Raw genomic sequence first — 19,239 nt, 5'->3', positions numbered from 1 at the left:
CAAAATATCTTGTTACCTCCGCGACCTTCCGACGTCTAAAGAAAAGGTTGAGACCGACGGTGTGTTACAGTCAGCAATGTTCTACTCAACTAGTGCAAATGTGCGGCAGAATTAATTTGTATAATGCTATTAAATGAGTAGAATTACCTAATCTTATTAGTATCTAAATGTATGAAATGGCGTAAGCTCTACCTCCAGATTTTTTTAATCAGTTTTATTTCAATCCCGGTTTTTTCTCAGCAAAAACGGGATTATACCATTCAGCTCAGAAGTGGCTCATTTACACCAGAAAAGAATGTAAGTGAAAGGGGAGCTGCACTTCGCTTGTCGCAGGATGGTACGCAAAAATCTTTCGTTATTATCCAGTTTGAAGATATTCCGACTGCACAGGAACGTAATCAGCTGAGGGCAGAAGGGATCGAGCTGCTGGAATACATTCCGAATTATGCGTATACGGCGACAGTAACCGGGAGCAACAGCCAGCGTGCATTGGCACGGACAAAAGGCAGGGCGGTTATCGAGCTTTTGCCCGAACAAAAAATGCAGGCTTCGCTGGCAAATGGAAGATTTCCTGCTCACGCAGTAAAAGAGCCCGGAACTGTCGATGTTTGGATCAACTATCCCCGTACCTTTTCTGCCGAGGAGGTAAAAGCAGGCCTGAAAGCGCTTGGCGCATCGGTTGTTTCGGAGCAGTTTACGTCTTATCAGGTCCTCGAACTGCGTGTGCCTGCCGGTAAGCTGAAAGAACTCGCCGCGCTTCCGTTTGTGCAGTACGTACAGGCGCTGCCGCAGCCCGACAAGTCTTTCAATGATAAATCGACTGCAAATTCCCGCGCAAATATTCTGCGATCCACGCTGCCGATCGGTCGTAATCTGAGCGGGAAAGGCGTTGTAGTGGGTGTTGGCGACGATGCAAATCCATCGCAGCACCTGGATTTCAACAGCAGGCTCATCAGTCGCAATCCAGCCGAGGCCGGGGTTCACGGTGTGCACATTATGGGTATTCTCGGCGGTGCGGGTATTGTTAATGAAAGGTATGCAGGGTACGCACCCAAGTCAACGATGGTCGTACAATATCTGTCCAACATTCTCGCCTATTCTCCCCAGTATGTAAAGGATTATGGGATGGTTGTAACGAACAACTCGTACGGCGGAGACATCAATAATTGTGAAACATTCGGGATTTACGATCTCTATTCATATATCCTCGACCGGCAGGCATTTCAAATGCCGTATCTGCAACACGTATTTGCCGCCGGGAACAGCGGTGCCAGTAATTGCAGCCCTTATCCTGCAGGTTTTGCAAACGTGTTAGGCGGCTATCAGACTGCCAAGAATGTAATCAGTGTAGGCAGTACTTCCGAAACCAGTGTTATCTCCAATGGTTCAAGCCGCGGGCCTGTGCGGGATGGCCGGATCAAACCCGAAATTATGGCGCAGGGTGTGTCAGTAATGTCCACAATCCCGGTGAACTTATACGGCAATGGAAGCGGCACCAGTATGTCGTCGCCGGCTGTTGCGGGCGGTTTAGTACTCCTGACCGAACGTTACCGCCAGCTGCACGGCGACCAGAACCCGAAGAATGCGCTTTTGAAAGCGTTGGTGTGCAATGGAGCTGTAGATAAAGGGAATGAAGGTCCGGATTACCGATATGGATTTGGCTGGCTGAACCTGTTCCGGTCATTAAAAATGCTTGAATCTGAGAGTTACCGTAACGATTCCCTGGAACACAATGCGGTAAAGGATTTCAACATAACTGTGCCGGCCAATACTGCCCAGCTGAAAGTGATGCTGTACTGGAATGATCCGGCAGCCAATATACTTTCTTCTCAAAACCTGATTAATGATCTTGATTTAAAAGTGATAAAAGAAGGTAACGTGACCTTGCCGAGGCTTCTCGATCCAACACCCGCCAAGGTGAACAGCATTGCAGTGACCGGGGCTGACCATACCAACAATATGGAGCAGGTTACCATCAACAATCCCACCGAAGGCAACTATACTATTTCCGTGAATGGAACATCCATCGCGCAAAATCCTTTGCAAGAGTATGTTGTGGTTTATGACATTATACCTAATTCGATTACGCTGACAAACCCTGTTGGGGGTGAGCGGCTGAAAGACGGGGATGCATTTTACATTCACTGGGATGCATTTGGGAACAATGCGAGCACTTTTACGGTGAGTTACAGTTTGAACGACGGATCATCCTGGACACCGATAGGCAACAACCTTGCGGCCTCCGTCAGGCAGTTTTCCTGGACTATTCCGGCAGGAGTGAAGAGCGATAAAGCCAGGATCAGGGTGGTTCAGAACAGTACAGGCGCCGAAAGTATCAGTGAACCATTTACCATTCTCGGAGTACCAACACTGACGCTGTCAAGTCTGCAATGTGAAGGATATATTTCGCTGGAATGGACGGCGATAACGGGTGCGACTGACTACGAGGTGATGATCCTGAAAGGCGCCGAAATAGTTTCAGCGGGAGTAACCAACTCAAACAAGTTTGTGCTCTCGGGACTTTCTAAGGATTCAACCCACGTACTTACTGTGCGGGCGCGGCTGAATGGTCAACCCGGACGGGCTGCGGTGGCAATCAGCCGCCGACCTGACTCTGGTACCTGTGCAGGTACTATTTCCGACAAAGACCTGAAAATTGAATCTATCCTGACGCCGGCAAGCTCAGGCAGAAAGAATACCTCTTCGGAGCTAAGCAGCTCAGTGTTTGTTAAAATAAGGATCAAAAACCTGGATGATACGGACTCGAATGTGCCTTTTGAAGTCGGCTATACGCTCAATGGCGTAGCTGTTCCCCTTGAAACGATCACGCCGTTTATCGAGAAGGGAAAAACGTATGATCACACGTTTTCAGCAGGTGCCAACCTGGCTAGCCTAGGCGACTATACACTTAAAGTTTACATTCACGCCGCTACCGATCCGGTCACCGCAAACGATACCCTGACCAAAACTTTCAGGCAGCTGCAAAACTATCCGCTTAGCCTGCCTTTTGTGGATGATATGGAAAGTCTGCCTGCTCAAACCGTTGTAGCAAATCAGATCGGCTTGAAAGGTGACGGCCGCTATGATTTCTCATATACTTCTGCGGACGCGGGCAGGGTCAGGACTTTTGTTAATTCAGGTTTTGCCAAATCGGGCCAGCGGGCTTTGACTCTGGATGCAAACCGGTATTTCTCAGGCGGGAATACCAACTATCTGGAAGGTACATTCAATTTGTCCGATTATAATGTGGAAAGTGCCGACGTGAGGCTGACTTTCAGCTACAAAAATCACGGACAAAAGACGCACGCGAATAACAAAGTCTGGATAAGAGGAAAAGATACCGATCCCTGGATTGAAGCTTACGATTTGTACGCCAATCAAAACCTGGCTCAGGACGGATACAAGACCTCCGATGGGATAGAAGTTAGTAAGTTGCTCGCTGCCAATGGAAAAAACCTTTCATCCAGCTTCCAGGTAAGATGGGGCCAGTGGGGGCGGAACATTACAGCAGACGAAGTGAGCGGCGCAGGATATTCCATTGATGATATCGAACTATATACTGTGTCGGACGATATTCAGATACTTGGCCTGGCGAGTCCTGCTGCCGAAAGCTGCGGATTAGGTGATAATGAGTCCATTACTGTCAAAATCCGGAACAGCTCAGCCCAGACGCTGACTGACATACCAGTTTCGTTTCAGCTAAGCAATGGTACCATTGTTTCAGAAACGATCCCTTCCATGGAAAAGAGAACAACCCTGGATTATACTTTTTCGGCAAAAGCCAATTTATCGGCACTGGGTGCACAAACGGTGAAAGTCTGGTCAGCGCTGGCGACAGATACTTTCAGAGATAATGACACGCTGCTTCTGTCTTTCTTCAATGCACCTGTTATCACGGCATTTCCATATCTGGAAAAGTTTGAAAACAATGATGGCTACTGGAATGCAAAGGGAATAAATAGCTCCTGGCAGCACGGGACACCCGTTTCTGCCGCAGTTAATACTGCGGCAAGCGGCACCAGAATCTGGAAAACCAACTTGTCAGGCAGTCACAATGACAAAGAAGAATCTTATCTCTATTCACCCTGCTTCAAGGTAGAGGGAATGGCGGTGCCTACACTGAGTTTCAGCGTTGCGCTGGATCTGGAATATTGTGACCCAACCCCTTGCGACATTGTTTATCTTGAATACTCAGGAAATGGTGGTGCGTGGACGAGGCTGGGAGCTTCCGGGCAGGGTACCAACTGGTATGACCGGACCTACTCAGGAAAAGGTGCGTGGAGTAAAGAAAGCGACCTGCGCTGGCGCGTCGCCAGTATTGCATTGCCCACCGGCTTCACAGACCTGAAAATCCGCTTTGTGATGATATCAGATGGATTCACAGCGCGCGAAGGGATCGCTCTGGATGACATTCACATTTACGACAAGCCAAATGGGATCTATGATGAGGGTACAATGGCTTCTGCCACAGCGCAGAATGTGGCCGGCGGCGATTCGTGGGTGCATTTTACGCAAAACGGTAAGCTGGTAGCCTCTATTTACCCCAATGGACAGAACCTGGGAGAAACGCAGGTGCAAAGCTATTTGAGCTCAGGAACCGTGCGGAATGCAAACTTACATTACTATCTCGATCGCAATTTCAGCATTAAACCAACCAATGCGACGCCGCAGGATTCAGTTGGAGTGAGGATGTATTTTCTGGATAATGAGATCAAATCCCTGATCAATGCTACCGGATGTGAGTCCTGTGACAAGCCTGAGAATGCTTACCAGCTTGCGATCTCTAAATACCGGAATGCTGACACGTCCAAAGAGGACGGTACCCTGGCCAATAATTCAGATGGCGGCTGGTCGTTTCATGACGGTACGGAAGTCAGGATTGTGCCTTTTGACAAGGGTTATTATGCAGAATTCAAGGTGAAGAACTTTTCGGAATTCTGGCTTGCAAAGGGCTTCGTTGGGAATTCGGCTTCATTGCCCGTCGATCTGATCAGTTTTAATGCGAGAAAAAAAGGCGGTATCGAGCAAAGTAAAGATGTAATTGTCGACTGGGAAACCGTGTCCGAAGTGGATTTTGACCGCTTTGAAATTGAAGTTGCATCAGGCAATGAAGCTTACAGAAAGGGACTTTTTGTTAAGATCGGCGAAATGCGCGGACGCGGCGGTGTCGCTGGCGGGAATAAGTACTCTTTTGTCGATAAGGAATATGTGAAGACTGGCGTACGATATTACCGTTTGAAAATGGTTGATACCGACAGCTCTTTTCAATACTCTCGTGTGCGGCCGGTTGTATTTGACGAAAAAATCGAATGGAGCATCTATCCTAATCCCTCGTCGGGGATATTTCAGGTAATGTACCAGGCAGATCCTGGCAAGGCAGTTACATTCAATTTGTATGATTTGTCCGGGCGGCTGTTCAGGCAGGATCATGCCGAGGCGAGCGGTTTTACTCAAAAGCAAACCATCGATTTGTCAACTACTGCATTTCCGCAGGGAATTTACCTGCTTGAAGTAGCTAGTGGAAAAGATAAGCAGGTGTTTAAGCTTTTGAAAGAGTGAATTTGGCTTATTAACATTAAGAAATAATGTAATTATCGTGTAAATGCAGCAAAGCTCCGGGATCAAACGAATGTTGATTTGGTGTTACAACTGAAAGTTATTTCCTCGAGTACTATGAACAAGTTTTTATCTATTATCCTATTTTTCCTCGCAGTGTCCAATCTTGAAGCGCAAAACAGAGGCGCATCCGGAAGGGCTGTTATTCTTGATACTGACATTGGTCCGGACTATGACGATGTGGGCGCAATGGCAGTTTTCCATGCGCTTGCAGATAAGGGGGAGATAAGGCCGCTGGCGGTGATTTCTTCTAACAAAAATGAGCTGGTAGTGCCGGTAATTGAAATTTTGAATACCTACTTCGGCCGACCGGAACTACCTGGTGGTGCACCGAAAGGTCGGGGTGTAAGTTTTGGCGCTTCGCAAAAATGGCCTGAGATGCTGGTCAGCAAATATCCACCACGAACTGCAAAAACCTCAGATGCTCCGGATGCAGTACAAACCTATCGCCAGATTCTGGCCAAAGAGCCGGATGGAAGTGTCACGATCGTTACCATTGGATTTTTAACAAACCTTGCAGACCTGTTGAAATCGCAGCCAGACAAAATCTCTCCATTGGCCGGGCCTGCATTGATCAGAAAGAAAGTGAAACAACTCGTATCAATGGCCGGCGCATTCCCGGAAGGACGCGAGTACAACGTTTATGCAGACTCGGTTGCCGCAGCAGAAGTTTTTGCCGAATGGCCTACGGAAATATTGTTCAGCGGATTTGAGATCGGTAACGAGATCAAAACTGGCTTGAAGCTGGTGACGAATGAAGGATTAAACAGTCCGGTCAAAGAAGTATTTGCGATGGCAATGCCGCAAAGTAAGGAGGATGCGGGTGGCCGGATGAGCTGGGACCAAACTGCCGTGCTCGTCGCCGCGCGGGGAGTGCAGCCATATTTTGGTTTGAAGCGTGGCAAGATCATTGTAGAAGGCGGCAACAACAAATGGAGCGATGATCCAATGGGGCCGCATGCCTATCTGACTCCCAATATGCCGGCGGAGCAGCTGGTTGCGGTAATTGAAGGATTGATGATGTGGCAAGGCAAGAAGTAGGCGCTTCGCATTTTTTAAAGCTTGATAAAAATCCTCTTTTTGTACAAAAAATATAGCGGGATAAAGTTGATACATACGAAGAGCAGCGCGTAAACCATGCTGGCAAATTCCTTGCTTACTTCCAGTGAGTTAAATGCATTGACGCCGATCTCATTCAGCGTTCTACCTGAAATGTCCCATTGATAAAAGATCAGGGACAGTATGTCAGCCAGCACATAGGCGGTAATTGCATTGGCCCCGAATATTACGCCAGGCGTAATTGCGGCTTTGTTGTTTTTGATATCAATCACAAAGTAAAGAGCACCAAGGAGCATGGAGGCAAATCCGGAGGTTACCAGTACGAAGGAGCTTGTCCACAGGTTTTCATTTACAGGAAAAACAAGTCCCCAGCAGTATCCCGCACACGCGGAGATTAAGCCGCCCAGCATGAGGTAGTTGCTCTTTTCGTTAGCTGACATTGGAAGCAGGAGTACTCTTCCTGCGAGCATTCCCGTAATCCCGGTTGCGACCGCCGGAAAGGTGCTCAGTATCCCCTCTGGATCCCAGTTACCCTGCCACATTTTACCGGGCAGATACTGTTGGTCGACCCACGCGGCGAGGTTCAGGCCGGGTTCAAGTACCACAATCCCAACTGTCGGAGTTGGGATCAATGTCATTGCCAGCCAGTAGCCTACCAGTATCAAAGCCGCAACAGCGGCTTGCTGTTTCCAGCTCGTATTCAGGAAGAGCAGCGCACATACCAGGAACACGATTGCAATACGATGCAGCGTGCCTGTGTACCTGAGATCCGAGAAGTTGAAATGAGGCAGCATATTCAGGAACATTCCGACCGCGAAGATTTTGGCGGAACGTATCAGTATCTTTTGGTAAAGCGCAGGTCTGGCGGCTTTTTCAGTTCGGCTATTTGAATAGGCGAGGGCAATGGAAACACCTACGATGAATAGGAAAACGGGTGCGATAAGATCTGTAAATGTCAAGCCGTTCCATTTCGAATGGCGGAGTGTGGGAAAAACATGGTGATCATCTCCGGGAAAGTTGACCATAATCATAGCTGCGATCGTGAACCCGCGCATTGCATCGAGCGACAAAAGCCTGGAAGTTGTACCCGTTAGTTTTTGCATTAATCCACCATTTTTAAGCTGTATTACCGGTGAATGTTTTGGAAAGACTATCAGGCAGATAATTAAATGAATATTACTGCTGGTAAATCACCTGCGCTAGTATATTTTGCCAACTTTTCAGTATTACAAACGTCAAATACTTACTCTTTCTACCCGTAAAAGTCACTGGCACCGGCAAATCCGAATATAACCTTATGAAAAAACTATTTAACTATCAGTTTCTCATTGTTGCGATCTTCTTCCTTTCAGCTTGTGGCAAATCGGGCCAGATCAGCAAGGAGCAAGCCGAGAAGATCCGTGTTTCCTGGAAGCTGGTGAACAATTTCGGCGAGCCCAATGGTAGCTTCGAAGCCAGGTTCGTAATCAAAAATGGGAGCGATATTACTTTGGATGCTACCAACTGGAAGCTGTTTTTCAACATGTCGCCCCGGCCGATCCAGACCAACAAAACGCCTCAGGCGGCTACCGTCGAGCACATCAATGGCGACTGGTACAGGATGGTGGCTGCAAAGGATTTTAAACTGGCTCCGGGGGATTCAGTGATCGTTAATTATACAGGTACTGAGGCGATTATCAAGGAAACCGATGCGCCGATGGGCTTGTATTTTGTTTTTTATGATAATGAGGGCAAAGAAAAGGAGATCGTGCAGGTGACGGAGTATACCGTCGAGCCTTTTGTTGCCAAAGAGCAAATCTTGCGTGGAAAGAGAGATCTCATGCCAATTCCTACGGCGGAAACAAGATATAATCACAATTTGCAATTCACCAAAGTTGCCGCAGACCAGCTCCTGAAGATAATCCCAAGTCCTGTAAAGCTCACTGCCGGACAGGGAACGTTTACCCTCACCAGCCAGACGCAGGTATTTTATCAAGAAGGTCTGGAAAATGAGGCTAAGTTTTTGATCCAGAAACTCCGTGAAATGATCGCCACGGATCTGCCTATACGCGCAGGCGTGCCCACAGGTGATTCCGCAGAAGCGCCGGCCATTGTTTTGAAAACGGGTGCGGTTAACGTGAATGGAATTTCAAAAGAGGCTTACAAACTCGGAATAGGAGAGACGGGGATTTCCATTACAGGGAGTGATGCAGCCGGCGTTTTTTATGCAGTGCAAAGCCTGGTGCAGCTCGCGCCTGTGGAAGTTTACCAAAAGCAGGGTACGCCGGTTGTTTTTAACTATGTGCAGGTAGAAGATGCGCCGCGTTTTCAGTTCAGGAGCATGCATTTGGATGTTGGACGTAATTTCCAAACCAAGGAATCCATCAAGCGGGTACTGGACCTGCTGGCTGCTTATAAGATCAATCATTTTTTGTTCTATATCACGGAAGACGAGGGCTGGCGGCTGGAAATAGATGGTTTACCAGAGCTGACGGAAGTTGGCGGACAGCGGCAACATACCTCGGGAATGGAGGCATCTGCATTGCATCCTTCTTACGGTTCAGGACCAAAAGCTTATGATAAGGACAAATATGGAAGCGGATACTACAAGAAAGAGGATTTCGTGGAGATACTTAAATATGCAGCCGAGCGCCACATCAAAGTTATTCCGGAAGTCAATTTTCCTGGTCACGCACTGGCTGCGATCAAATCCATGGAGGCGCGGTATGAGCGTTTGATGAAAGAGGGCAAGGAAAAGGAAGCGAATGAGTACAGGCTGATTGATCCCGCGGATAAATCGGTTTATTTGTCGGCGCAGGCTTATAAGAATAACGTGGTTGATATTTCACGCGAGTCGACCTACCATTTCTATGAGAAAGTAGTAGATGAAATTGCGAAACTGTACAAGCAGGCGGGATTGACGCTCGATACATTCCACACAGGAGGAGACGAAGTGGCAGAAGGTGTGTGGACCAAATCACCAAATATCGCCAAGCTCATGCAAGAGCATCCGGAAATCAAAGAGTACCGCAATTTGCAGACATACTTCCTGAGAAACCTGCTGCCGAGGCTCGAAAAGCGTAATCTGAAAGTACATGGTTGGGAAGAAGTTGCATTGAATAAAACTGCTACCGGCGCTTACCTGGCTAATCCGGAGTTTGTCAATCGTCCGCTGGTGCCGTATATCTGGAATAATGTGTTTGATGTTGATCTGGGTTATAGAATGGCGAATGCGGGTTATCAGGTGGTACTTTGCAATGTGACCAATTTCTATTTCGATATGTCTTACAATAACGATCCCAAAGAGCCAGGTCTCTACTGGGGTGGGTTTGTTGATACCTGGGATAACTGGGCTTTTGCGCCCTTCAATATGTTTAAAACGACAGAGGAGACGGCAATGGGCAAGCCTATGAAAGAGGAATTTGTTGGTAAAGAACAACTGAAACCTGCCGCGAGAAAGAATATCCTGGGTATAGAAGCGCAGCTTTGGTGCGAAACCATCAAAGGCCGGGATATGATGGAGTATATGATCCTTCCCAAGCTGCTGGGTTTTTCAGAAAGTGCCTGGGCTGCCGAAAGGAAGTGGGAGTTTGTGGCTGACGATGCCGCCAGAAAGAAAATGATGAAAGAAGGCTGGAATATTTTTGCCAATACCATGGCGCAGAAAGCACTTCCGAAATGGGCGTATATTAATGGAGGGTACAATTACAGAATGCCAATGCCCGGCGCTATCATTGAGAATGGAATGCTGAAAGCCAATTCAGAGCTGCCGGGATTGATGATCAGGTATACTACTGACGGTTCGGAGCCGACAGCCAAGTCTGACTTGTATGAAGCGCCAGTGAAAGTTACCGGCACTGTGAAGCTGAAATGCTTTGATATTGCAGGCAGATCCGGCTGCACGAGCGTTGTGAGCGTACCTTAATCAGGAGCTTAAATCCATATAAACCCTCATGCAAAGAAACAGCTTCATTGTCGTACTGATCCTGCTGATATTTTTCGTCATTTCCTTTCTTACGAACATCCTGGGACCGATTATCCCGGATATCGTAAGAGATTTCAGCCTGAGCCTGGGCTTGGCAGGTTTTCTGCCCTTTGCTTTTTTTGTGGCTTATGGGGTAATGTCCATTCCTGCCGGGTTAATGGTTGAAAAGTACGGTGAGAAACGCATTCTTATAGCTGCTTTTCTTCTTGCATTTGTAGGGGCATTGCTGTTCGCTATTTTGCCTGGTTTTGCGATTGCATTAACTTCATTGTTCCTGATCGGCATTGGAATGGCTATGCTGCAGGTAGTGATCAACCCGCTTTTGCGTGTGGCGGGCGGTGAAGAGCGGTTTGCATTCTTTTCTGTATTGGCGCAGCTGTTTTTCGGTGCTGCTTCTTTCCTTAGTCCGTTGTTATACACCTACCTGGTGTTCCATGTGCATTCAGGGCAATCGGGCTTCATGATCGATATTTTGAATGATCTTGTTCCTGAAAACCTGAAATGGGTTTCACTTTACTGGGTATTCTCGATGATCGCTCTGGTCATGGTTTTACTTATTGCGTTTGTTAAATTTCCCAAGGTGGAGTTACTGGAAGAGGAGCGGATTGATGTGGGAAATGCATTCAAAGAGCTTGCGGCCACGCGGAAAGTTTGGCTGTTCTTTCTGGGTATATTTGCCTATGTGGGTACGGAACAGGGGATTGCCAACTGGATTTCACAATTTCTGCAGACTTACCACGATGTTGACCCTGCTACAACCGGGGCATCTGTGATCTCATATTTCTGGGGCTTGCTCACGGTCGGTTGCTTTCTGGGCTTGATCCTGCTGAAACTGATAGACAGCAGGAAAGTGCTTGTTTTCTTTACCTCAGGTGCAGTAATCGCATTACTGGCTGCGCTGTTTGGTTCAAAGCAAATGGCATTGTACGGTTTTCCGCTTACGGGCTTTTTCGCTTCTGTGATGTATTCGGTGATCTTCTCGCTCGCATTGAATTCCGTCCCGCGGCATCACGGTACTTTCTCCGGGATATTGTGTGCCGGCATTGCAGGCGGCGCAGTTGTTCCGCTGATTGTCGGCGGCTTGGGTCAACTCTTCGGCTTGCAGTCAGCAATGCTGTTTCTCCTGATCCCGCTGGGATATATACTTAGTATCGGAATATGGGCTAAGCCTCTGGTCAATAATGCAACGGTCACCAGCGTGAAAGAGCTTTTCAAGGTTTCGGGAAACTAAGATCATGTACAAAGTTATTCTCCTTCTTGACTTCGCGGAGGAATACAGCAAGAGCCTGATGAAGGGTATCAACGCGTATTCAAAGGAGTTTGGCCCGTGGATTTTTTGCCGGATGCCGCTTTTTCATCGAGAAACGATCGGGATTGATGGTATCCTGCAATGGGCGCTCGACTGGGGTGCAGATGGAATTGTCGGTCAGCTTTATAATAAGGAGATCGACAAGATAGTCAAGGCGGGCATTCCTGTTATCGCGCAGGATTTCAAGGAACGTTTTACCGAGATACCTAACATCACCGGCGCCTACCACGAAGCAGGCCAGCTGGGTGCAGACTACTTTCTGAAAAAAGGCTTTACCAATTTCGCGTTTTACGGTTTTAATGACATCGTCTGGTCTCGGGAGCGGGCAGAAGGTTTCGAGGAAAGACTTAAATCAAAAGGACATCAGGTCCATTATTTTGAGCACAAAAAGGCCAGATCTACGGAGCTTTGGTACTACAAGCCCAGTTCGCTGAGCCGCTGGCTGAAATCGCTGCCAAAGCCGATCGGTTTGATGACCTGCGATGATAACCAGGGGCAGCACATTACCGAAGCCTGCCGGCACGTGGGTATCCGCATTCCGGAAGAGGTCGCAGTTCTTGGCGTCGATAATGATGAAATGATCTGCGATTTGTCCGATCCTCCGCTTTCAAGTATCGCATTGGACGTGGAAAAAGGCGGCTACGATGCAGCAAAGTTGCTCGACCACATGATCCAGCATGGTACCGGCGAGTATTATGATATTATTGTGAAGCCCATGCAGGTGATCACGAGGCATTCGACTGACATATACGCTACAAACGACGATCACATCGCTTCTTCATTAAAGTACATTCATCAGAATATCGAGAAAAACCTTCATGTTGATGAGGTAGTAAAGCAAGTACCATTGTCGCGTCGTGCATTGGAAAAAAGGTTTCTTGAAATCACCGGGTACCCTATTTACAAGTACATTTTCAACCTTCGGATCGAGAAGTTTACCCAGAAACTGCTGGATACAGATATGTCGGTATTTGAAATTGCACTGGATATGGGTTTGACAGATAGCAAAAATATAGCCCGCCAATTCAGGCAGGCTAAGGGATGTAGTCCAAGTGCTTATCGGAACAAGTATTTGGCTGGGAAGTAGAATTCTGAGTCTGAAGTTTATGAGTTCATGAGTTTAAAAGTTTATGAGTTTAAAGTTAATAGGTATTCGCATTGGTACTTTCAACTCCTAAACTCTGAACTCATGAACTCTAAACTCCTAAACTCTAAACTCAAAGACGCCATTACCAGATCACAATTCTCGCCGAATCCGGAAGTGTCATTTTGCTGCCTGGTGCGCAGCCGAATGCAGCCTCAAACTCTTTCAAATGTGGAAGTGGCCCATTGATTCTGTCTTTAGCAGGTGCGTGCGGGTCTGTTTGAACCTGATTTCTTAATGCTTCGTCGGTCGTGTTCATGTGCCAGACTTGCGCCCAGCCGAGGAAAAACCGCTGCTTCCAGTTGAATCCGTCGATCGGTTCTGGCTCTTTTTTGCCTTCAAATGATTTTTGCAATGCATAATAGGCGAGTGTCAGACCTCCGAGGTCAGCTACATTTTCTCCGATCGTCAATGCACCATTGATGTTAAAGCCCGGCAGAGCTTCAATGCCGCTGAAATAGTCGATGTACCTTTTGGTGAGTTTATCAAAATTGGCGCGGTCGGCAGCAGTCCACCAGTTTTTCAAGTTTCCTTCATCATCAAACTGCGAACCCTGATCGTCAAATCCGTGTGTAAATTCATGCCCGATCACAGCGATGATTCCGCCGTAATTGATAGCATCATCGGCGTCGCGGTTATAGAATGGCGGCTGCAAAATGCCGGCTGGGAATACCACTTCATTGTTCAAAGGATTGTAGTAAGCATTCACTGTCTGCGGCGTCATTCCCCATTCTTTCTTATCCACCTCTTTACCGATCTTTTCAACCGATTCCTTATGCCCGAAGAGCGCTGCGGATACTACGTTTTCGAATAATTTATCAGGTGCGATCTCAATGCTTGAGTAATCCTTCCATTTGTCCGGATACCCGATTTTATAGGTAAATGCTTTGAGCTTTTTATGCGCTTTTGCCTTTGTCGAGTCACTCATCCAGGTCAGCTTATCAATGCGCTCACCATATACAGTGCGTACATTCTCGATCATTTCAGCTACTTTCTTCTTGTCTTCTTCGGGGAAGTATTTTTTTGAGAACAGCTTACCAAGCGGCATGCCAAGCAGCCCGTCTGTGGACCTTATGGCTCTTTCCTGCCGAACCCGCTGCTGTTTTGTACCGCGCATAACCGTGCTGAAAAAGCGGAAATCTTCCTGGTCAAAGCTTTTGGGAAGGTATCCGGCGAATCGTGAAAGCAGTTGCCATTTGGTGTACATTTTCAAAGTACTTATCGGTGTTGCTTTCAGCAATGTGTTAAGGTTTTGCAGATATGCTTTGTTCTGGACAATGATGGTGTCAGTTTTGATATCCTGTTTATCCGCGAAAGTTCTCATTTCAAATGCAGGCAATAACTTTTCCAGATCGGAAAAGGCCATTTTATTGTAGGTCTTCACAGGGTCACGCAATTCTACATTACTGAGTTGCAGTTTGGCCAGCTTTGTTTCGAAGTCCAGCAAGGTTTGCCCGGGTTTCTGATCTGTAAAGCCAGCCAGCGAGAACATTTTATCCACATGCCCGACAAACTCCTTTCTTACTTTGACAGTGCTGGAATCGGTCCGTTCGTAGTAGCTTTTTTCACCTAAACTCAAACCTCCCTGGCCTTGATACAGGATATTGATTTTGCTGTTCCGTAAATCTGCATCTACCCCAAAGCCCACTACGCTGGGCACTCCTAGTTTTTGCAATTCACCTGATACCGGCACAAGATCCTTTAAGGAAGTAACTGCATTGATCTTATCCAGATACGGTTTCAATGGAGAGAGACCGCGCTTTTCAATGGTAGCTGTGTCCAAAAACGATTGATAATAGTCGGCGATTTGCTGCTCCTCACTTCCCTTTTTACGGTCTTTATTGCTCGCAATTTCATCGATAATGCTTTTCAGCCTTACTTCCTTATTTTCTTTGTCCAAAATCCCGAATGCACCCCAGCGGCTCTCCGTACCAGGGATAGGATTTTTCTTCTTCCAGCCGCCATTCGCATAGCTATCAAAATCATCACAGGCTTTGGCTGTGGAATCAAGTGAGCTGATATCGAAGCCAGGTACTTTTGCTGTATCCGACTGTTCGTTTTCCTTTTTGCAACCCGCTAGCAGCAGCGACAAAGCGAGTGCGTGATAACCGAAACTGGCTAATTTCATCTTTTGTGAAATGAATGTTGAAGTATTTGTTAAGACCTTAAATCAATGTATACCGCCCATCCAGCCTTTGATCGGCTTCCAGAAAACGAGCAGCAATAATCCGAAGATTGTTGTAATAATGGCTACCTGGTTAAACAATGCAGGCATTTGAAGGATGTTACTTTCGTCAAAACCGCCGGCAAAAATTCCTGCAATAAGGTTACCCAATGAGGCGCCGACAAACCAGATTCCCATTAACTGACTGACGTAACGTTTCGGAGCGAGTTTGGTGTAAGAGCTCAGTCCTACCGGGCTCACACAAAGTTCACCGATCGTGTGAAGAAGGTAAGTAAATGTGAGGAAAAACGGCGAGGCCAGGTCTCCTGCGACAGCGATCTTGGACGCTGCTACCATGACGAAAAAGCTAAGACCCAAGAGAATCAAACCCATTGCAAATTTGACCGGAATGGAAGGGTTACGGTTTTTCGCTGAAAGCGAGATCCACAAACTAGCCAAAATGGGGGCAAAGATCAGGACAAATGTAGGCTGGAAGTTCTGAAACCAGCTCGATGGCACTTCCCAGCTGCCGATCATGCGTTGCGTGTGGCGTTCTGCAAAGATTTGCAACGATGTACCTGCCTGCTCATAGCCGGCCCAGAACAATGCAATGGCCAGGAAAAGGATGATCAATACACCAACGCGGTATTTTTCGACGCGTGTAAGTCCGCCTGCAACCAGGATGAAAAGGAAATAGGCGGCAGAAATGGAGACGATAATAACTCCTGCTCCCTGCGCAAGTCCCTGCGCGGTGGTCATGTCAATGGTACCTGAGGATTGCAGCACGATCAGGAACACAATCAGTAATGCAATTAGCCCGTAACCTAGTAATTTGTTGTTGCCCGATTGCGACGCGGTATTTAGCTGACCCTCCTCCTTTGCAGTCGGCACGTCACCGAGTCCTTTCAGGTAAGTGGCGCTGCCGAAACGAAAGACTACCAGGCCAAGTAACATTCCGATCGCAGCTGCACCGAAACCCATGTGCCAGTTTACTTTCTCACCAAGGTAGCCTACGATAGCGATTCCGAGGAACGAACCGAGGTTGATGCCCATATAGAAGATGGAAAATGCCGCATCACGGCGGGCACCACCTTCCGGGTAAAGCTCTCCAACAATGGAGCTGATATTGGGCTTCAGAAGCCCGGTACCGATCGCAACGGTGCTCAGCCCGATAAAGAAAAGGGCCGATCCGCCGGGTACTGCCAGGATAATGTGCCCCAGCATAATCACAATCCCTCCATACCAGATCGCCTTTTTCTGACCGAGGATATTGTCTGCCAGCCAGCCGCCGGGCAATGTAAGCAGGTATACCGAAGCAGTATAAAGGCCGTAAATAGCAGTTGCTTCTGGCGCACTCATTCCCATTCCGCCCCTGACATTATCTAGCAGAAAGAGTAACAGGATAGCGCGCATGCCATAGTAACTAAAACGCTCCCACATCTCTGCAAAAAACAGAACGTACAGACCTCTTGGGTGTTTTTGGGAAATTTGTGATGACATATAACGGAGGTGATTTCTTTGGTTTTCGGGGTTATTCTCAATTGATTTTATCGTGCAAGATAGGAATTATGGGTAAATATCGAAATGCATAAAAAAGCGGCGGTGGTGCTTTACACCATCGCCGCGAACAAACACTGCGGTTTACCTGATTACTTTACTGAGAATGAACCTTCTCCGACAGAAAACCCTTCGGAATATAACTCTATGGTGTATTTACCCGAAGGGAATGCAGCGTCCCGGTCGTATAGAATGCTCACGTCCTGGTTGCTGTTGGTATAAGCGATATCCTTGCTGATGGTGAAAGCCTGCTCCTGGCCATTGTAGTCGAATACGCCGGAGCCGGTTTTTGTATCCGAGATCGTCGCGCCGCTTGGATCGATGATACGGAGATAAATGGTTTTATTATCGTTTTGGGTCAGCGGATTTTTTTCCAGCATAAAGTCGACGCGTACCTTATCGATCCTTTTAGCTTTCACATTCTCACCTTCTCTTACCTTGCCTTTTGATGAAATGGCATAAACTTTTACATTCCTGGCGCGCAATGCGGCTGCCATTGTCACCTTGGATTCCAGCTCAGAATTCTTGGCCGCGACTGTCGAAAGTGAATCTGCTACGGCTTGCTTGCTGGTTTGAAGTTCCGTTTTCTCCTGGACCAATGTTTCGTTTTGGCTGATCAGCTGCTGGTTTTCCTCGCGAAGCTGGGCGATTTCTTCATCTTTTTTGGTTAAGAAGCTTTCATAGTCTTTAATCTTCCTACTCATATTTGCATTGCCTTTCCGGAGTGCTATCCGATCATTTTCCAATGCAGCTTTTACTTTTTGAAGCTCTTCAACGTCGCCCCCGAGTCCCTGCACTTCCTGTATCCTTGCGTCAAGTTGTTTGGATATTGAATCGAGTTTGATCTCAGAAGCCGCCAGCTCGCTGACACGTGTTTCCAGATCGCCGGATTGTTTGGTTGTAAGTGTTCTTTCATTATAATAGAGGTATCCAAAAACCGCGGCTATGATCGTCATTAATATTAATCCGACCAAAAGACCGGTGTTGCTCTTCCTTTCCATAAAGTGTTGTTTAGGTTAAAAGTGATATCTTTTATGGAGTTTGTTCAAATATCATGCCATTCCTACATGCAAAGACTATGCATCCTTTTACCTCAAACTAAATGAAAAAGCCCGAAAATGTACACTTTCGAGCCTTTTAAGTATTCTTATTACGTAATAGCATTCATCTAATAGTCGCCGCCAGCGCCGCCCCCACCGAAGCTACCTCCGCCAAATCCGCCGAACCCTCCGCTTCCTCCTCCAAATCCGCCGCCGCCCCAATTGCCCGAAAAGCTGCCGCCACCCGAGTGTGTGGTATAAGGCCAGAATATCGGTCCGCCAAAGCCGCCGATTCCTCCACCTCCACGGCCGCCACGATTGTTCCGGTTCCGCATGATAATGAATGCGATAATCATAATAAAAGCAACGATAAAAAGTATCGGCGGAGAGCCGCCATTGTCACCGTTATTATCCTGCTTTTCAGCTTTGTATTCACCAGTTGCATATTTGAAGATCATGTCCACGCCTTCGTCCAAACCCTGGTAAAACTGATTTTGTTTGAAGCGCGGGGTAATCACCTGCGAAATAATCCGTTTGGCAATTGCATCCGGAATTGCGCCTTCCATTCCGTAGCCGGTGCTTATAAAAACCTTCCGGTCAGTAGGTGCCCATAGCAGCACGATTCCATTGTCTTTATCCTTTTGGCCTATACCCCATTCTCTACCAATTTTGAAAGCGTAGTCTGCGATAGGATAGTCACCTGTTGTCGGAACAATTACGACAACGATCTGCGAAGAGGTAGAATCGTTGTACGCAACAAGCTTTCGTTCAAGACTGGCTTTTTCATCAACGCTGAGCTGATTTGCAAAGTCATTTACCAGTCTTGGCGGATTTGGTTTGGCAGGGATATCCTGTGCCCAACTGCTACAAAGAGAGATGATCAGCAGAATGGGTATTAAGAGTATTTTATTCATGAGTTCAGTGTCCGAACGAAATATCGTCTGGAAGTTCGTTGATGTCGTCGGATTTGTATGGGAAATGCGATTTCAACTGAAATCCAGCCTCCGCGATACCTTTACAAAGTCCTTCCAGGAACAAGCCTTGTGCAAAATGGCTTCGCAGCAGGCTCTTCGTTGTTTCCCAAAAATCGTCAGGTACCTTTTCGTTGATACCTTTGTCGCCAAGTACCGCAAACTTCCTGTCTTCATAAGCGAGATAAAACAGAACTCCGTTTCGCTGGGCAGTCTGGTGTAGGTTCAGTGCGAAGAAAACTTCTTTCGCTCTTTCCATTACATCCGGGTTAGGGCATTTTTTCTCAATATGTACCTTCACTTCGCCCGAAGTCTGTTTTTCAGCTGCCTTTATCGCACTAATGATAAGTTGCTGCTGCTCTTCTGTAAAAAAAAGGGGTTGCGCTTCCATGGAAAATGGGTGTAGGTATCTGTG

General features: G+C 47.2%; 11 protein-coding genes. 5 read left to right on the top strand and 6 right to left on the bottom strand.

Going from position 1 to position 19,239, the window contains the following annotated elements; translation table 11 throughout:
• Nucleotides 1-171: 171 nt before the first annotated feature.
• Both Q369_RS0115810 and Q369_RS0115805 read left to right on the top strand, forming a co-directional pair.
• Nucleotides 172-5,559, top strand: coding sequence for a S8 family serine peptidase (locus tag Q369_RS0115810; protein WP_031528769.1), 5,388 nt, complete (start codon nucleotides 172-174; stop codon nucleotides 5,557-5,559).
• Nucleotides 5,560-5,673: 114 nt separating this feature from the next.
• A complete protein-coding gene (locus tag Q369_RS0115805) occupies nucleotides 5,674-6,657 on the top strand; it encodes a nucleoside hydrolase (protein ID WP_031528768.1) in 984 nt (327 codons plus the stop codon).
• Between the two features lie 14 nt (nucleotides 6,658-6,671).
• Here Q369_RS0115805 and Q369_RS0115800 read toward each other — a convergent pair whose 3' ends face one another.
• Nucleotides 6,672-7,778 carry an acyltransferase family protein gene (locus tag Q369_RS0115800; RefSeq protein WP_031528767.1) on the bottom strand — a complete coding sequence of 369 codons (1,107 nt, stop codon included), beginning with the start codon at nucleotides 7,776-7,778 and terminating at the stop codon, nucleotides 6,672-6,674.
• 194 nt (nucleotides 7,779-7,972) lie between these two features.
• Here Q369_RS0115800 and Q369_RS0115795 point away from each other — a divergent pair, with 194 nt between their 5' ends.
• From Q369_RS0115795 to Q369_RS0115785, 3 genes are read left to right on the top strand one after another with little or no spacing between them, the layout of a single operon-like run.
• A complete protein-coding gene (locus Q369_RS0115795) occupies nucleotides 7,973-10,579 on the top strand; it encodes a family 20 glycosylhydrolase (RefSeq protein WP_031528766.1) in 2,607 nt (868 codons plus the stop codon).
• 28 nt (nucleotides 10,580-10,607) lie between these two features.
• A complete protein-coding gene (locus tag Q369_RS0115790; protein WP_031528765.1) occupies nucleotides 10,608-11,870 on the top strand; it encodes a sugar MFS transporter in 1,263 nt (420 codons plus the stop codon).
• A 4-nt stretch (nucleotides 11,871-11,874) separates the two neighbouring features.
• The gene (locus Q369_RS0115785; RefSeq protein ID WP_031528764.1) at nucleotides 11,875-13,035 is read left to right on the top strand and encodes an AraC family transcriptional regulator; all 1,161 of its coding nucleotides are present in this window, start codon (nucleotides 11,875-11,877) and stop codon (nucleotides 13,033-13,035) included.
• A 142-nt stretch (nucleotides 13,036-13,177) separates the two neighbouring features.
• Here the strand turns inward: Q369_RS0115785 and Q369_RS0115780 are convergent, their stop codons facing one another.
• The 5 genes from Q369_RS0115780 to Q369_RS0115760 all read right to left on the bottom strand — a co-directional run bounded on the left by Q369_RS0115780 (nucleotide 13,178) and on the right by Q369_RS0115760 (nucleotide 19,215).
• Nucleotides 13,178-15,220, bottom strand: a complete 2,043-nt coding sequence (locus tag Q369_RS0115780) for a M13 family metallopeptidase (RefSeq protein WP_031528763.1) — start codon at nucleotides 15,218-15,220, stop codon at nucleotides 13,178-13,180.
• Nucleotides 15,221-15,262: 42 nt separating this feature from the next.
• The gene (locus Q369_RS0115775; protein WP_031528762.1) at nucleotides 15,263-16,756 is read right to left on the bottom strand and encodes a peptide MFS transporter; all 1,494 of its coding nucleotides are present in this window, start codon (nucleotides 16,754-16,756) and stop codon (nucleotides 15,263-15,265) included.
• 149 nt (nucleotides 16,757-16,905) lie between these two features.
• Nucleotides 16,906-17,814 carry a DUF8428 domain-containing protein gene (locus tag Q369_RS0115770; RefSeq protein WP_031528761.1) on the bottom strand — a complete coding sequence of 303 codons (909 nt, stop codon included), beginning with the start codon at nucleotides 17,812-17,814 and terminating at the stop codon, nucleotides 16,906-16,908.
• A gap of 167 nt (nucleotides 17,815-17,981) precedes the next feature.
• Nucleotides 17,982-18,767, bottom strand: a complete 786-nt coding sequence (locus Q369_RS0115765; RefSeq protein WP_031528760.1) for a TPM domain-containing protein — start codon at nucleotides 18,765-18,767, stop codon at nucleotides 17,982-17,984.
• A gap of 4 nt (nucleotides 18,768-18,771) precedes the next feature.
• Nucleotides 18,772-19,215 carry a TPM domain-containing protein gene (locus Q369_RS0115760; RefSeq protein WP_031528759.1) on the bottom strand — a complete coding sequence of 148 codons (444 nt, stop codon included), beginning with the start codon at nucleotides 19,213-19,215 and terminating at the stop codon, nucleotides 18,772-18,774.
• Between the last annotated feature and the right edge of the window lie 24 nt (nucleotides 19,216-19,239).

The organism is Dyadobacter crusticola DSM 16708 (assembly GCF_000701505.1).
Classification (GTDB): Bacteria; Bacteroidota; Bacteroidia; order Cytophagales; family Spirosomataceae; genus Dyadobacter; species Dyadobacter crusticola.
Note: the sequence above shows the minus strand (reverse complement) of the source record. Positions and strands in the feature narration are given on the sequence as shown.

Coding starts and splice junctions, on each gene's coding strand:
- Q369_RS0115780 (WP_031528763.1), bottom strand. CDS start 15,220: ATGAAATTAGCCAGTTTCGGTTATCACGCACTCGCTTTGTCGCTGCTG.
- Q369_RS0115770 (WP_031528761.1), bottom strand. CDS start 17,814: ATGGAAAGGAAGAGCAACACCGGTCTTTTGGTCGGATTAATATTAATG.
- Q369_RS0115760 (WP_031528759.1), bottom strand. CDS start 19,215: ATGGAAGCGCAACCCCTTTTTTTTACAGAAGAGCAGCAGCAACTTATC.
- Q369_RS0115790 (WP_031528765.1), top strand. CDS start 10,608: ATGCAAAGAAACAGCTTCATTGTCGTACTGATCCTGCTGATATTTTTC.
- Q369_RS0115775 (WP_031528762.1), bottom strand. CDS start 16,756: ATGTCATCACAAATTTCCCAAAAACACCCAAGAGGTCTGTACGTTCTG.
- Q369_RS0115765 (WP_031528760.1), bottom strand. CDS start 18,767: ATGAATAAAATACTCTTAATACCCATTCTGCTGATCATCTCTCTTTGT.
- Q369_RS0115800 (WP_031528767.1), bottom strand. CDS start 7,778: ATGCAAAAACTAACGGGTACAACTTCCAGGCTTTTGTCGCTCGATGCA.
- Q369_RS0115805 (WP_031528768.1), top strand. CDS start 5,674: ATGAACAAGTTTTTATCTATTATCCTATTTTTCCTCGCAGTGTCCAAT.
- Q369_RS0115795 (WP_031528766.1), top strand. CDS start 7,973: ATGAAAAAACTATTTAACTATCAGTTTCTCATTGTTGCGATCTTCTTC.
- Q369_RS0115785 (WP_031528764.1), top strand. CDS start 11,875: ATGTACAAAGTTATTCTCCTTCTTGACTTCGCGGAGGAATACAGCAAG.
- Q369_RS0115810 (WP_031528769.1), top strand. CDS start 172: ATGAAATGGCGTAAGCTCTACCTCCAGATTTTTTTAATCAGTTTTATT.